This window comes from Faecalibacterium sp. Marseille-Q4164, from assembly GCF_017377545.1.
Lineage (GTDB): Bacteria > Bacillota > Clostridia > Oscillospirales > Ruminococcaceae > Faecalibacterium > Faecalibacterium duncaniae.
On record NZ_JAFREJ010000010.1, the window covers coordinates 49402 to 61775 of the forward strand.

Sequence of the window (12374 nt, forward strand, 5' to 3'; positions counted from 1 at the left end):
AAGCGGCGGTTTCGGCTCCCGCCCCTATGCAGAAGCGCCCCACCGGTTCCCCGGCAGGGCGCTTCCACAGGTTATTTGGGAATAGAGAATGGCTCGGTTGTGGGGGCAACCCCCCAGTCGCTTTCAGCGACAGCCCCCGCTAATAGGGGGGCCCTTGGCATAGCGGATAGTTTCACCTTTTTGCCAAGGCCGCCCCTATTAGGGGCGGTGGCATCCCGAAGGGATGACGGTGGGGTTTACTTTTCCTGTGCCTTATTCCACACGCGGATCACTTCAACACGGCTCACGGAATCGGTATCCACATAGGTCTCGCCGTTGTCCTTTGCGGCCTTGAGCAGATCGTTTTCCACAGCCCAGGCAATGGCCTTCTGGGTATCGGTGGCATCGGCGGGCAGAACTGCGGCGGGTGCGGGCTTACCGGCATGGTTCCACACCAGCAGGGCCAGCTCGGCACGGTTTGTGGGGATGGCAGTACCAGCGGGCAGAGCGGTTTTCAGGTACAGCTCCGTGCCCAGCTGGTAGCCCTGCCATGCCAGAATGGCGGTGCCAGCAGCGGCAGTGCCGACCACGGCGGCGGTGCCCAGAATATTGGGCTCGTCCTCCTCAATGGAGGCATCCTTTGTCATGGCTTCGATGGTCACGCCACCGGCAGGCATCTGGAACTTCAGGGGGTTGTTCTTGACATCCACATCCAGCGTTTCATCGGTGGTAATCGTCCACTGGTCAAATGCAACGGCATCGCTCTGGCTGGTGTAGGTCACGGTCACGTCAGCCTTTTCGGGCACTTTGGCGATCAGCTCGCCCTTGTCGTTCTTCTCAGCCTTGATCTCTTCGTCACCATTCTTAATGGTAACATCAGCGTTCTTGACGGTCAGGGTGTAGAGCTTGGTTGCAGGGGTCAGTTCGGCAGCCTCTTCGGCAACAACGATATCCGTGCCGCACTCACTCACAATCTTGTCCCCATTTTTCAGGGCAATACCAAAGGTATGCGTACCGGCCTTGCCATAGGTTACGTCCAGCTTGCGATTCTGGCCCATCAGCGGCATCAACTCGGAAATGGTGTATTCTTTCTTGTCCAGCACTTTGCCGTTCAGCATCACACTGGTAACATCATCATCGTAGGTCAGCGAAATCTTGATGTTGTCCTTATCTTGCATGAGCTTACTAAAATCATCGCCGGGAGTAACCGTGACATTCACATCAGCAGGGGTGTTGACCAGATAGTCACTCTTGGAAACCTTTGCGGTCAGCGAAGTGTTCGTATATTTACGCCAGCCCGCATAAAGAGTAATTGCCTTGGTAATAGGCTCGTTCTTGTATTCAGTAGTGCACTCTGCGTCCGTGTACCAACCTGTAAAGACCCATTCGTTGGTACTGTCGCTCAGCTCAGGCAGGCCAGTAACAGAGTCACCATATTCAACAGTTTTGTCAGCAGGCTTTTCATCATGCCCATTGTTGTTAAAGGTCACAGTGTAATTGTTCTTTGCCCACTTGGCGTAATAGGTTTTACCCGTTACGGGGGTAGTATCCTCGGTTTCGGTCTGGCATTTAGCGTCCTCATACCATTTTGCGGTACATCCAGCCTTGGTTACGCTGTCAAAACCGGTCTTATTCATGTCAACAATGCCGCCATCGACAACAAAGACAATGCCTACATTTTTACCCAACCCACTATCATTGTTGGTTGCTCTCGGATTTGCAGATTCGTCATTCACATAAATGCACACATTGGGATTAAGTGGTTGTCCACTCGTAGAAGAGCCCAGGCAACCGTTCATATAATGAATCTCGTCGCAACCTGTAAAATCAATCTTCTTCAAATTTGCACACTCACAGAAAGTTCGATTTCCAAGTTTTACGTTATTGGCTCTCACCGCAAAGGTTTCAAGCGCCTGTGCGTTACGGAAAGATGCTACCACAGCTTGTTTTCCATCTTTATCCTCATATTCATCTTCTGTGTAAGTATCAACATCGATGTCAACATGCTTCAGTGTAGTATTTCCAGAGAAAGCATAGGTATTTTCAGCTGGAATGTGCGCATCTCCGCCTGTTACATTCAATGTTTCCATACTCGGAAATACTGACGGTCGCACATATTGCAGGTTTTGGCCACAAACATTTACCGTTGTTATTCCAGCATTTTTAGAAAATATATCGTGCCAAAGACTCCCGTCTGTTTGATCTTCCTTACCACTCTTTAACGCACCTTTTAACTCAACTGCATTGATTGTGGTCACCGCAGGATCACTTCCACTTCCCCTAAAAGGATCTCCACCTGTACAAATGACTTCTGCACCATCCAGAATATCAAGTTCTTTGATGCCGCACGCAGTAAATACCTTTTCCCCTAATGTTACCTTGCCCCGAAATGTCAATTTATTAAAATTTTGACAAGCATAAAATGCAGAATCTCCAATGTTACTGATTCCTTCCGGCACATCTAATGTAGTAATAGCTGTCGAATAAAATGCGAAAGGTTGAATCTTTTTTACAGCACTGCCTAATGTAATATCTGTCAATTCTGTACATCCATTCGCAAAGCTTCTCGGTACTTCCTCAGTATTTACAATCAGTTTCTTCAATCCAGAACCATTGAACGCATTAGAATCCGTACCTCTCAAACCAATCTGAATACCATCTGTCAGCGTAAAACTCTCAAGATGAGGCATCTGCTCAAATGCACGGGCACCAATATACTTCAAATTGCTCCAGTTATCAAAATCAACTGTAAACTGTGTTCCACGGAACGCAGCACAACCAACGCCAGTAAAGCTACTGGGAAGCCACTTCGTCAGCTCTTTGCCGTCACCCAGTTTGGAGCAGAAATCAAACATACTGGTTGGAACATATGTACCAGTATACGTTCCACCATTCGTATCGTTATCCTTAAGGCTAGGTGCCGTAAAATTGGGTGCCCATTCAACATCCGTAAGTTCACTATCTGCGCGGTAGATGTAATCACCCAAATAGTTAATGCTTGCAGGAATATTTGTCTTGGTCAGTGCAGTAAGATTTCGGAAAGCATTACCACCAATACCGGTAACGCCCTCTTCAATTTTAACCTCTTTGATTACATTTGAAAAAGCTGCCCAAGGGCGGGTATCTTCCGTATTGCCGTACTTATAATCCGCCATACGGCCGGTACCAGAAATGGTCAGAACGCCGGTTTCCTTATTGAAAGCCCACTGAACACTCTTTTCCTGATTCTCTGCACCACAATAACCAGAGGTTTCTGCTTTGCTTTCGGTGCTATTCTTGCCAGTAACAGTGGTTGTCTCCGCAGTTTTGGTGCTCGTTCCCTCTGCAAACGCCGAAACCGCAGTAGCAGGCATCATGGAAACTGCCATGCTCACTGCCAAGGCGGCGCTGATCACTCGTTTCAATCTCATAAAAATCCTCCTTTTATGAATTATTCCCAAAATATAACCATGCCCGCACAAAGCAAAAAGAGCGCCGCACCGGCCAAATGGCTGGTACAACGCTCTGCGTTTTGTACTTTGGGAATCTACCGCCCCTTGAGGTGATGCCCATGTGCGGTATGGTTGAGAAAGTGCGGCTGGCTGCCATATTACAGGCCCTTTAGCTTTGCGTCGCAGCCTTTCGATTGGTTTGCCGATTCTTCTGTTTTTATGTGGCAACTTACACAAAAATCATAAAACTTTTTTTTTTTTTTTGTCAATAACCCAAAAACATCTTTGGCAAGTTGCACAAAAGCGACAGTGTTTGTATGACATTTTCGGATAGCAGCATCTCCCCGGGGAGAAGTGTTCCGTTTGGGAAAAGGCGGCGTGTTTCCTCGCTTTTTCGTTGAAATATGCCAAGTTTTATGATATAGTAGTAGTCGTTTTTACGTTTCACTCCCCTATTCTCCCCGCGGAAAGGAAGCATCCATGAACCTGACAAAGCAGTTCTTCAAGTATGTGTCGCAGAATATTTTCGGTCTGATCGGCACATCGTGCTATATTCTGGCCGACACCTATTTCATCGCCCAGGTGGCGGGCACCGACGGCGTGACCCTGCTGAACCTCTGCCTGCCCATGTACAACCTGATCTTTGCCTTCGGCTCGATGATCGGCCTGGGTGCGGCCACCCGGTACGCCATCCTGCAGGCGCAGGGCGAGGCGCGGGCGCAGCGGTATTTTTCCAACGCCATCCTCTGCGCCTGCCTGATCGCCATCCCGTTCATGCTGGCGGGCGCGTTCTGCCCGGGCACGCTCCTGCAGCTCATGGGCGGCGATGCGGACATTGTGGCGCTGGGCCTGAACTACACCCGCATCTTCCTGCTGTTCACACCCTTCTTCATGTGCAACTACATCCTCTCGGCCTTCGTCCGCAACGACGGCGACCCGTCCCTTGCCATGGTGGCCACCCTGAGCGGCAGCCTGTTCAATGTGGTGTTCGATTACATCTTCATCTTCCCCATGGAGCTGGGCCTGCCCGGCGCGGCGCTGGCAACCGCCATCTCGCCGGTGCTCAGCATCGCCATCTGCAGCCGCCACTTCTTTCAAAAGAGCAACACGCTCACCTTTGTCCGGCAGGCCCCCTCGGCCCGGCTGCTGGTGCAGAGCTGCCAGCTGGGCATCTCCGGCTTTGTCGGGGAGCTCTCCTCTGCTGTGACCACCACCGTGTTCAATTTCCTGCTGCTCCGGCTGGCGGGCAACGTGGGCGTGGCCGCCTACGGCGTGGTGGCAAACTTTGCGCTGGTGGCAACAGCCATCTTCAACGGCGTGGCCCAGGGTGCCCAGCCGCTGATCAGCCAGTGCTACGGCAAAAATGAGATGACCGGAGCAAAAAAGCTGCTTCTGCTGGGCTGCGGCACCGCGCTGGCGCTGGCGGCGGTGTTGTACGGTGCCGTGTTTGGCTTTACCAATACCTTTGTTGCCCTCTTCAACAGCGAGAACTCTGCTTTGATGGCCGAATATGCCCACAGCGGTATGCGCATCTACTTCCTGGGCTACTTCTTTGCAGGCTGCAATATTGTTGCGGCGGGCTATCTGGGCGCGGTCAACCGCCCCACCGAGGCCACCATCACCTCGGTCAGCCGGGGCGTGGCCGCCATCGTCACCTGCTCGCTGATCCTGAGCGCCCTGTTCGGCATGAACGGCGTGTGGTCGGCCTTCCCCGCCGCCGAGGCCATCACGCTGGCCCTGACGGTGTTCCTGCTCAAGCGCCCGCAGTCTGTGTGCGGCTGAACGCCTCCACGGAAAAGAGCCGGGTGCTGCCCCGGCTCCTGAACATTTTAAATATACAGTGCCTGCTCCCGCTGGCTTTCCGCCGGGCTGAGGGGCCGCGCTGTCTGACCGGCCAAGGCCCGCCACTGTGCGGGGGATTGGCCGGTCTCTTTTTTGAACACCCGGCACAGGTAGTTGGCCCCTGAGAAACCGCACAGGCTGGCAATGACATCCAGCGTGTATTCCCGGTGCAGGAGCAGCCGCATGGCAGCTTCCACCCGCACGGTGGTCAGGTAGCGCCCCGGGGGCACCCCTACGGCGGCGGTAAAGGTGCGGACAAGGTGGCTCTTGGAGACTCCCAGCCGCTCACTGAGCTCCTCCACGCCGTACAGGCCAGCGTAGTTCTGGCGGATATCCTCAATGGCGGCCTCCACCAGCGGCGGCAGGGGCGGGGCGGCGCTGTCGGCCCCCGCAAGCTCACAGAGCAGGGCAAAGGCCAGCTGGCTGGCGGCCCGGCTGCGGGGTGTATCGGCCTCGGCGGCAAGGCGGCCCAGCAGCTCTGCGGCAGCGGGGCAGGTCTCGCCCCGGGCCAGGAACGGCAGCTCCGTCAGCCCGGCAAGGAACTGCACCGCCGCCTGCCCGGTCAGCTGGACGCAGAGCAGGTGGCTCTCCCCTTCCGGGGTCAGGGTCAACGGGGCGCGGCTCAGCACCAGATGGCCCGCCGCCGCGCTCTGGGGCGGCAGGATCAGTGCGCTGCCCGCCGGGGAGGGCGAGGCATCGGTCAGGCTGGCAGTGCATCTGCCGCTGGAGATCAGGCAGACCCACAGCCCCTCGCCGGTCAGGGTCAGGGGTTCTTTGGGCTGGATATCCCGCACCACGCCAAGGGCTGCGGTGCTTGTCCAATCATAAAGCAATATCTGACACCTCAAATCAATAAAATGCTATTTTATATCACAAAGTTATCTGTTATTATAATACCAACGAGAGCGTGCACCGTCAAGGTGCCGTAACATAGAAAAATTTTAATGGAGGCAATGACCTATGGCTTCGATTAGCTGCCAGCACATCTACAAGATCTATCCGGGCGCTACTGCTCCTGCTGTTACCGACTTCAACCTGGAGATCCAGGATAAGGAGTTCATCATCTTCGTCGGCCCCTCTGGCTGCGGCAAGTCCACCACCCTGCGCATGATCGCCGGTCTGGAGGAGATCTCCAAGGGCGAAATGTACATCGGCGGCCGCCTGATCAACGACGTTCCTCCCAAGGATCGTGATATCGCCATGGTGTTCCAGAGCTACGCTCTGTACCCCCACATGACCGTTTACAAGAACATCGCTTTCGGTCTGGAGCTGCGCAAGACCCCGAAGGACGAGATCGACCGCCGCGTTCACGAGGCTGCCAAGATCCTGGAGATCGAGCACCTGCTGGACCGCAAGCCCAAGGCTCTGTCCGGCGGCCAGCGTCAGCGTGTTGCTCTGGGCCGTGCAATGGTTCGTAACCCGGCAGTCTTCCTGCTGGACGAGCCCCTGTCCAACTTGGATGCAAAGCTGCGTACCAGCATGCGCACCGAGATCATCAAGCTGCACAAGAAGCTGGCTACCACCTTCATCTACGTTACCCATGACCAGACCGAGGCTATGACCATGGGCGACCGCATCGTTGTTATGAAGGACGGCGTCATCCAGCAGGTCGATACCCCGCAGAACCTGTACGATATGCCCTGCAACATGTTCGTTGCCGGCTTCATCGGCAGCCCCCAGATGAACTTCCTGGACGGCACCGTGACCAAGAACGGCGATCAGTACGCCATTGACCTGGGCGGCGACACCATCCCCCTGCCCAAGGAAAAGACCGCTGACGGCAAGCTGGATTCCTACGTTGGCAAGAAGGTCAAGATGGGCATCCGTCCTGAGGATATCGACGACGAACCCGAGTTTATGGCAAAGCACCCCGACTGCCACCTGGAGGCTCAGGTCGATGTGTCCGAAATGATGGGCGCTGAGATCTACCTGTACCTGGAGTACAAGGGCAACAAGATGACCGCCCGTGTCGCTCCCACCTCCAAGGCACGCAACGGAGACACCGTCCGCGTTGCATTTGATCCGCACAAGGTCCACCTCTTTGATGTCGAGACCGAGCAGACCATCCTGAACTAAGTTCTCCAGGGATCATCTTTTGATCCTCCTAATAAGCAAAAGCCGCCGGGAAGCGATTTCCGGCGGCTTTTGTCTAACACACACATTGGAACATTATAAGGGAGATTTCACCATGGAACACATGATGCTTCTGGTCACCTACCGTATGCTCCCCGGCCAGCGGGACGCTTTTCTGCAGGAGGTCGCCGCTGCCGGCATTCTGACAAAGGTCCAGCAGGAGGACGGTTTTGAGCGTTACGATTACTACCTGAGCGCCGCCGACCCGGACGAGCTGCTCATCGTTGAGGAGTGGGACTCCGAAGCCCAGCAGCAGGCCCATGTAAACACCGACCACATGGCCCAGCTCCGCGCCATCAAGGAGAAGCATGTTGCTTCCACCGCGATGCAGCGCATTGCCAAAGCCGACTGAGCACGAGAGGATAGAAAAGCACCCGCGGCCTGCTGGCTGCGGGTGCTTTTTTCAAAGGAGAGAACGGAATGCTCAGCCCTTGACACCGCCCAGTGCAACACCACGGACGATGAACTTGGACAGCAGCAGATAAACGATGATCACGGGCAGGATGGCAATGGCCACCAGCATATAGACCTTGCCCATATCGAACTTGAGGAAGTCGGCACTGCGGAGCTGTGCAATGAGGATGGGCAGGGTCTTTTTGTCTGCCGTATCCAGCACCAGTGCGGGGATGAAGTAGTTGTTCCAGCTGGACACAAAGGAGAAGATGGCCTGCACCGCCAGAGCGGGCTTCATAATGGGAAGCACGATATGGTTGAAGGTGTAGAACTCCCCTGCGCCATCAATGCGGGCGGCTTCCACGATCTCCATGGGCAGGCTGGCATCCAGATACTGCTTCATAAAGAAGAACACCGCCGGGGCCGCAATGCTGGGGATGATGAGGGGAATGAAGCTGTTCTTCAGGCCCATCTTCGTGATGAGCTGCAGGAAGCCCAGCGCCGAGACCTGGGTCGGCATGGTCATAATGAGCAGGATGATGGCAAACGCCGCCTTTTTGAACCGGAAGTTATAGGCGTAGATGCCGTAGGCTGTCAGGGCCGAAAAATAGACACTGAGGGCAGCCGAGCAGCCGGACACGATCAGGCTGTTCCGCACACCGGTCAGCACCGGGATGTTGGCATCCGACAGCACGTTTTTCAGGTTGGTCATCAAGGATCTGCCCGGCAGAAAGGAAAAGCCCTTCTGGATCTCAAAATGGGTACGGGTGGAATTGATGACCAGCACATAGAAGAAAAACAGGCATAAAAAGCTCAACAGCACCAGCGCCGCATAGCACACCGTGCGGCGGGCCGCAAGGGTCGCTTTTTCGGATCTTGTCTTGACTGCGTGTGACATTATGCTTTTCCTCCCTTCACCTGTTTGGCCGCCTGCCTGCGGGCCTTGCGCTCGGCCTTGCTCAAGCCGTCGTCCTCCTTGGTCAGGGCCATGTAAACGATCACGCAGAGCACTGCGCACACCAGGAACAGCACCACCGAGACCGCGCCGGCCATGCCGTAGTTCTTGCTGAACAGGTGGTTGTTCAGGTACATGATCATGGTGGTGGAGGTGCGGTCGGGGCCGCCCTTGCCGTTGGTCAGGATCTGCGGCACATCGAACATCTGCAGGCCACCGATCATCGAAGTGATCATCACATAGACCAGGATCGGCCGGATGAGCGGGATGGTGATCTTCCAGAACATCTGGTTCGGGGTGCAGCCGTCCAGCTCCGCTGCCTCATACAGGGTGGGGTCCACGCCCATAATGGCCGCCATCAGCATGATGGTCGTATTGCCGAACCACATCAGGAAGTTCATCAGGCCGATGAGGCCGCGGTTGCCCCAGACACTGTTCAGGAAGCTGAAGGGCTCCTTGAGGATGCCCATGCCCACCAGTGCAGCGTTCACAGGGCCGTTATCCGAGAACAGGGCAAAGAACAGCATGGCGAACGCCGAAGCCATGATGAGGTTGGGCATGTAGATGACTGTCTTGAAGAAGGTCTGGCCCTTCAGCTTCAGGCGCAGGTCGGTGAACCAGGCCGCCAGCAGCAGCGAGATGGCGATCTGCGGGATGAAGCCGATGATCCAGAGCAGCAGCGTGTTGCCAAAGTATTTGGGCAGGTCGGTTGCAAACAGGGTGATGTAGTTCTTCAGGCCCACAAAGGTGGGGCCGATGATCTTCAGGCCGCTGCGGTAATATTCAAAAAAGCTGTAATAGATCGTAGACCCCAGTGGGATGAGCTGGAACACCGCAAAGATGAGGAAGAACGGTGCAATGAAGATATAGCCCCACTTTGCATAGCTGATCGAGCCGTTCTTCTTTGGTTTTGCTCCCATAGTAACTGCCCTCCTGACGTACACTGCCCAAAGCAAAACGGGGCGGGCGGGATCAGCGTCCGGCCCGCCCCATTCAGATTCGGTTCAAAAGGTTTTCAGGTTCCGGCTGCGCTTATGCGGGCCAGACCACATCGGTCAGCTCGGGGTACTTTTCCTTGATGGCGGTCTCGAAGTTTGCCTTTGCGGTATCCTCGTCCACCGTGCCGGTAAAGTAATCCTTGAAGGCATTCTGGAGGCTCTCGTTCAGGCCCTGATCGTACGGGCCTGCGTTGGACATATCGATCTTCTTTGCAGCTTCTGCAAACAGGGCGATATGGTTCTGGCCGCCCAGGAAGTCGGAGGCATAATCGCTGTTAGCGATCTCTTCCATGGCCTTCTCGTTGTTGGTGTAATCCTGCGTATCCAGGGTGATCTGCTTCATAATGGCTTCGTCGCAGGTCAGCTTCTGCATCACGTCGCGGATGATATCGGTATTATCGGTACCGGCTGCCGCGCAGATCCAGGTGCCGCCCCAGTAATAGGGCTGAGGGCCTTCGCAGACTGCGTAATCGCCGTAGATGCCGTTGCCTACTTCTTCCTTGCCGCCCTCGGCCACAGGGGTCTCCAGAGAGTTGCCCAGCAGGGTGAAATTGATGCCCCAGGTGGAATAGAAGAAGCCAAACACCTTGCCGCTCGGGCCCTGATCGGCTGCCCACTGGCTGTCCCACAGGCTGGACTTGTTGTTGTAGCCCTTATCGGTGTACTCCTTGGTCTGATCGACCCACTTCATAATGTTGGGGTCTACCTTGACGGTCGTGCCGTCCACCCAGGGAGCGTCCACGTTGTTGGAGAAGGTGCGGTAAGCATCATCGAAGCCGGACAGCATCTTGTAGCCCTTTGCATAGGCCTGTGCAGCCACCTCGTTGAACTTATCCCAATCGGACAGATGGCTCTGCACCTCGGTGGGATCATCGGTGCCCAGCACTTCCTTGGCAATGCTGCGGCGGTATGCGAACAGACCGGGGGTCGCCTGCCAAGTGGTGCCGCGCTGGCTGCCGTCCACGCTGACAATATCCTTGGTGTACTGGTACTGACCAGCCAGATCGGCATCGGTCAGGCCGATGTCTGCTTTGACATCCAGCGCGTAATCGGAATCCACATACTTCAGTGCGTAGTCAGCCTCGATCAGGAAGATATCTACCTTGTCATCATCGGCGGCAGAGTCCTGATTCAACAGGGCCTCATCCAGCTTATTCTGGTAGTTGTTGTTCTCGTTGGCGTTGATGGTCCACTTGACAACGGTGCCATCTTTCAGGGTGGTGGTGGATTTGTCCTCAGCGATGGAGGCGACCTCGGGGTAATAGTTATTGAAGCGGCCCTGGAACTCGTCGTTCCAGCACCAGATATTCAGCACCTTGCCCTGAGCTGCCGGAGCAGCGGAAGCGGCGGAAGAAGCTGCGGCAGAGGATGCCGCGCCGGTAGAAGAAGAGGAGCCGCCGCATGCGCTCAGCGCTGCACTGATGGTAACTGCACCGGAAGCCAGCAGGAAATTACGACGCGAAATCTTTCTCATAATGAAAAACCTCCTTCAATGGTTTTCGTGAAAAAGCGTTTCAAATTCAAGGCTCCGGTTCGCCCGGAACCAAATCCAACCCATTCATTCGATGCTGCGCACCGAGCCGCCCTCCAGCAGTTTTCCTGTCACCGGGATCTGTTCGGCCAGCGTCACACGGGGGTGCTCGATCATCTGCACCAGCTTATCCGCTGCCATCCGGCCCAGCATTTTGGTGTTCTGCTGCCAGGTCACCAGCTGGGGTTTCATCACGCGGGAGAGGTAAATGCCGTCATATCCCATCACGGAAATATCCTCCGGGATGCTCAGGCCCGCTTCCTGCAGAGCGATGCAGCCGCCCATGGCCGAGAAATCATCGGGGAAGAGGATGCAGGTGGGCCGCTGTGGCAGTGCCAGCAGGGCCCGGGTCTCCTCGGCACAGCGGTCGGGATCGTGATACACACCGCTTCGCACATATTCTTCGGGGACCTGCAGCCCCAGCTCCGCACAGCTCTTGTAGAAGCCCGCCAGCCGGTTCTCCGTCACCGCCGTGCGCTCGCCATGGATAAAGGCGATGCGGCGGTGGCCGTTGGCGTAGGCGTACCGCACCAGCGCCGAAAGCCCGTTGACATTATCGGAAAGGACTGCCATCCGGTTGTTGAACACATGGTCGATGGTCACCACCGGCACATCACTGTTGACCAGCTCCACCACCTGCGGATCGTTGAAATCCACGCAGGCGATCACCGCTCCATCCACGCCCCGGTAGTGGCAGTGCTCCAGATAGGTCATTGTTCTGCCGCCGAGGTTCCGGTTGACAAAGGTGATATCATAGCCCAGCTTTTCCACCTGCACTTTGAAGCTGTCCAGCACCGCCGAAAAGTACTCGTGGGCCAGGCCGCTCTGCCGCTCGTCCACAAACAGAACGCCAAGGTTGTAGGTACGGTTGGTCTTCATCGCGCGGGCCGCCATATTGGGCACATAGCCCATACGGCGGGCCGCCTCGCGAACACGGTCGCGGGTCGCAGCAGAGATGTCCGACTGGCCATTGAGCGCTTTGCTCACCGTTGCCACCGAGACACCGCATTCACGCGCCAGATCTTTTAAGGATGACATTTCGCCGCCCTCCCTCACAGGGACCCGCTCAGGGCTCCTGAACGAATCCTAAATCGTTTTCGCAATTTCAATAT

At 55.6% G+C, this 12374-nt stretch carries 9 protein-coding genes and 1 riboswitch; of the genes, 3 read left to right on the forward strand and 6 right to left on the reverse strand.

Annotation, left to right across the window (positions count from 1 at the left end; translation table 11 throughout):
- Positions 1-236 precede the first annotated feature (236 nt).
- Positions 237-3389 (reverse strand): leucine-rich repeat protein, encoded by a 3153-nt coding sequence (locus tag J3352_RS09715; RefSeq protein ID WP_156067205.1) that lies wholly within the window; start codon positions 3387-3389, stop codon positions 237-239.
- A gap of 159 nt (positions 3390-3548) precedes the next feature.
- Positions 3549-3624: riboswitch (cyclic di-GMP riboswitch) on the reverse strand.
- Between the two features lie 266 nt (positions 3625-3890).
- On the opposite strand from J3352_RS09715, the gene J3352_RS09720 reads away from it, so the two are divergent.
- Entirely contained in the window at positions 3891-5192 is a 1302-nt protein-coding gene (locus J3352_RS09720) for an MATE family efflux transporter (RefSeq protein ID WP_156067208.1), read from the forward strand.
- A 47-nt stretch (positions 5193-5239) separates the two neighbouring features.
- On the opposite strand, the gene J3352_RS09725 is transcribed toward J3352_RS09720, so the two are convergent.
- Entirely contained in the window at positions 5240-6085 is an 846-nt protein-coding gene (locus tag J3352_RS09725) for an AraC family transcriptional regulator (RefSeq protein ID WP_156067211.1), read from the reverse strand.
- A gap of 127 nt (positions 6086-6212) precedes the next feature.
- Here J3352_RS09725 and J3352_RS09730 point away from each other — a divergent pair, with 127 nt between their 5' ends.
- Together J3352_RS09730 and J3352_RS09735 are read left to right on the forward strand one after the other, a co-directional pair.
- The gene (locus J3352_RS09730) at positions 6213-7328 is read left to right on the forward strand and encodes an ABC transporter ATP-binding protein (protein ID WP_156067215.1); all 1116 of its coding nucleotides are present in this window, start codon (positions 6213-6215) and stop codon (positions 7326-7328) included.
- A gap of 112 nt (positions 7329-7440) precedes the next feature.
- A complete protein-coding gene (locus J3352_RS09735) occupies positions 7441-7737 on the forward strand; it encodes a putative quinol monooxygenase (protein WP_156067217.1) in 297 nt (98 codons plus the stop codon).
- 72 nt (positions 7738-7809) lie between these two features.
- On the opposite strand, the gene J3352_RS09740 is transcribed toward J3352_RS09735, so the two are convergent.
- From J3352_RS09740 to J3352_RS09755, 4 genes are all read right to left on the reverse strand, one after another.
- Positions 7810-8676 carry a carbohydrate ABC transporter permease gene (locus tag J3352_RS09740; RefSeq protein ID WP_005935355.1) on the reverse strand — a complete coding sequence of 289 codons (867 nt, stop codon included), beginning with the start codon at positions 8674-8676 and terminating at the stop codon, positions 7810-7812.
- Positions 8676-9653 carry a carbohydrate ABC transporter permease gene (locus tag J3352_RS09745; RefSeq protein WP_117505963.1) on the reverse strand — a complete coding sequence of 326 codons (978 nt, stop codon included), beginning with the start codon at positions 9651-9653 and terminating at the stop codon, positions 8676-8678. Before J3352_RS09745 ends, J3352_RS09740 begins: the two co-directional genes overlap by 1 nt.
- 112 nt (positions 9654-9765) lie before the next feature.
- Positions 9766-11205: a twin-arginine translocation signal domain-containing protein gene (locus J3352_RS09750; protein WP_097773342.1), complete on the reverse strand. Its 1440-nt coding sequence runs from the start codon at positions 11203-11205 to the stop codon at positions 9766-9768.
- An 84-nt stretch (positions 11206-11289) separates the two neighbouring features.
- Positions 11290-12300 (reverse strand): LacI family DNA-binding transcriptional regulator, encoded by a 1011-nt coding sequence (locus J3352_RS09755; protein WP_097773341.1) that lies wholly within the window; start codon positions 12298-12300, stop codon positions 11290-11292.
- Positions 12301-12374 lie beyond the last annotated feature (74 nt).